Raw genomic sequence first — 3,383 nt, 5'->3', positions numbered from 1 at the left:
GGTACGATCCCGCTTGGCTCCACCACTTCTTCTCTATAGCGATGTTAGCGTTAAGCGTTCAAAGCTGAATGTTTACCGGTAACTTTGCGTTACATGCTCTTTAACAACATGGACAAGCTGATTGTAATAAAGTAATGAAATGCCACTCTACTTGAACCTTATTCAAATTGGTAGAGGCGTATCTTACAAGTGTACAGCGAGAACAAACAATCTTAGTTGCAATACAATGCACGAGGTTCTGCGTAGCAGACATCTTAGGTGTTGTATGGTTAAGTGACTAAGCGTACACGGTGGATGCCTAGGCAGTTGGAGGCGATGAAGGACGTACTAACTTGCGATAAGCCATGACGAGACAGTAAGAGTCGTTATCAGTCATGGATTTCCGAATGGGGCAACCCACTCTGTTTACAGAGTATCCGGCACTGAATATATAGGTGCCTGGAGGCAAACCCGGAGAACTGAAACATCTAAGTACCCGGAGGAAAAGAAATCAACCGAGATTTCCCTAGTAGCGGCGAGCGAACGGGAAGCAGCCCTTAAGCTTACAATGTGTTAGCAGAATCTGTTGGGAAGCAGAGCCATAGACGGTGATAGCCCGGTATGTGACGGCACATAGTAAGTGAAATCGAGTAGGTCGGGACACGTGTTATCTTGACTGAATATGGGGGGACCATCCTCCAAGGCTAAATACTCCCAACTGACCGATAGTGAACCAGTACCGTGAGGGAAAGGCGAAAAGAACCCCGGCGAGGGGAGTGAAATAGAACCTGAAACCGTGTACGTACAAGCAGTAGGAGCCTCCTTGTGGGGTGACTGCGTACCTTTTGTATAATGGGTCAGCGACTTATATTTTGTAGCAAGGTTAACCGAATAGGGGAGCCGTAGGGAAACCGAGTCTTAACTGGGCGTTGAGTTGCAAGGTATAGACCCGAAACCGGGCGATCTAGCCATGAGCAGGTTGAAGATTGAGTAACATCAATTGGAGGACCGAACCCACTAATGTTGAAAAATTAGGGGATGACTTGTGGTTAGGAGTGAAAGGCTAATCAAGCCCGGAGATAGCTGGTTCTCCCCGAAATCTATTTAGGTAGAGCCTCGGATGAATACCTACGGGGGTAGAGCACTGTTTGGGCTAGGGGGTCATCCCGACTTACCAACCCCATGCAAACTCCGAATACCGTAGAGTACTATCCGGGAGACACACGGCGGGTGCTAACGTCCGTCGTGGAGAGGGAAACAACCCAGACCGCCAGCTAAGGTCCCAAAGTTATGGCTCAGTGGGAAACGATGTGGGAAGGCATAGACAGCTAGGAGGTTGGCTTAGAAGCAGCCACCCTTTAAAGAAAGCGTAATAGCTCACTAGTCGAGTCGGCCTGCGCGGAAGATGTAACGGGGCTAAGCCATACACCGAAGCTGCGGCAGCGCATTTATGTGCTGGGTAGGGGAGCGTTCTGTAAGCGGATGAAGGTGTGTTGAGAAGCATGCTGGACGTATCAGAAGTGCGAATGCTGACATGAGTAACGATAATGCGGGTGAAAAACCCGCACGCCGGAAGACCAAGGTTTCCTATCCCATGCTAATCAGGGTAGGGTAAGTCGGCCCCTAAGGCGAGGCGGAAACGCGTAGTCGATGGGAAACAGGTTAATATTCCTGTACCGACATGTACTGCGATGGGGGGACGGAGAAGGCTAGGTGGGCCAGGCGTTGGTAGTCCTGGTGAAAGTTAGTAGGCTGAGGGTTTAGGCAAATCCGGACCCTTAAGGCCGAGAAACGAGACGAGTACCTACGGGTACGAAGCCATTGATGCCCTGCTTCCGGGAAAAGCCTCTAAGCTTCAGGTACATGTCGACCGTACCCGAAACCGACACAGGTGGTCAGGTAGAGAATACTAAGGCGCTTGAGAGAACTCGGGTGAAGGAACTAGGCAAAATAGTACCGTAACTTCGGGAGAAGGTACGCCACCTTTGGTGAAGACTTCGCGTCGTAAGCTGAAGGTGGTCGCAGTGACCAGGTGGCTGGGACTGTTTATTAAAAACACAGCACTCTGCTAACTCGAAAGAGGACGTATAGGGTGTGACACCTGCCCGGTGCCGGAAGGTTAATTGATGGGGTTAGCGTAAGCGAAGCTCTTGATCGAAGCCCCGGTAAACGGCGGCCGTAACTATAACGGTCCTAAGGTAGCGAAATTCCTTGTCGGGTAAGTTCCGACCTGCACGAATGGTGTAACCATGGCCACGCTGTCTCCACCCGAGACTCAGTGAAATTGAAATCGCTGTGAAGATGCAGTGTACCCGCGGCTAGACGGAAAGACCCCGTGAACCTTTACTACAGCTTGGCACTGAACATTGAACCTACATGTGTAGGATAGGTGGGAGGCTTTGAAGCACTGGCGCTAGTTGGTGTGGAGCCATCCTTGAAATACCACCCTTGTATGTTTGATGTTCTAACCTAGCACCCTCATCGGGTGTGGGGACAGTGCCTGGTGGGTAGTTTGACTGGGGCGGTCTCCTCCCAAAGAGTAACGGAGGAGCACGAAGGTTGGCTAAGTACGGTCGGACATCGTACGGTTAGTGTAATGGCAGAAGCCAGCTTAACTGCGAGACAGACACGTCGAGCAGATACGAAAGTAGGTCATAGTGATCCGGTGGTTCTGAATGGAAGGGCCATCGCTCAACGGATAAAAGGTACTCCGGGGATAACAGGCTGATACCGCCCAAGAGTTCATATCGACGGCGGTGTTTGGCACCTCGATGTCGGCTCATCACATCCTGGGGCTGAAGTCGGTCCCAAGGGTATGGCTGTTCGCCATTTAAAGTGGTACGCGAGCTGGGTTTAGAACGTCGTGAGACAGTTCGGTCCCTATCTGCCGTGGGCGTTTGAGAGTTGAGAGGAGCTGCTCCTAGTACGAGAGGACCGGAGTGGACGAACCTCTGGTGTTCCGGTTGTCACGCCAGTGGCACTGCCGGGTAGCTAAGTTCGGAATCGATAACCGCTGAAAGCATCTAAGCGGGAAGCGAGCCTCGAGATAAGCTCTCACTAGCACATTAAGTGCTCTGAAGGGTCGTTGAAGACGACGACGTTGATAGGCGGGGTGTGGAAGCGTTGTAAGGCGTTGAGCTAACCCGTACTAATTGCCCGTGAGACTTAACCATACAACACCCAAGGTGTTTGCTTGTTGAGCACGTAAGACGCTTTATCGAGATGAATAAGAGAGTGGCAGAACAATCAGCCGAATCCATGTTGTGACAGTTTATGTCTGGCGGCCATAGCGGTATGGCACCACCTGGCTCCATTCCGAACCCAGAAGTGAAACATACCAGCGCCGATGGTAGTGTGGGGTCTCCCCATGTGAGAGTAGGACACCGCCAGACTTCAAATAGAAT

At 51.3% G+C, this 3,383-nt stretch carries 2 rRNA genes; both read left to right on the top strand.

The features are described from left to right. The first annotated feature begins 267 nt into the window (after window positions 1-267). A 23S ribosomal RNA gene (locus DFP83_RS13155) occupies window positions 268-3,152 on the top strand. A gap of 103 nt (window positions 3,153-3,255) precedes the next feature. Beyond that, window positions 3,256-3,371 (top strand): 5S ribosomal RNA (rrf, locus tag DFP83_RS13150). Window positions 3,372-3,383 lie beyond the last annotated feature (12 nt).

The organism is Idiomarina fontislapidosi, assembly GCF_003226255.1.
GTDB classification, from domain to species: Bacteria; Pseudomonadota; Gammaproteobacteria; order Enterobacterales; family Alteromonadaceae; genus Idiomarina; species Idiomarina fontislapidosi.
Note: the sequence above shows the minus strand (reverse complement) of the source record. Positions and strands in the feature narration are given on the sequence as shown.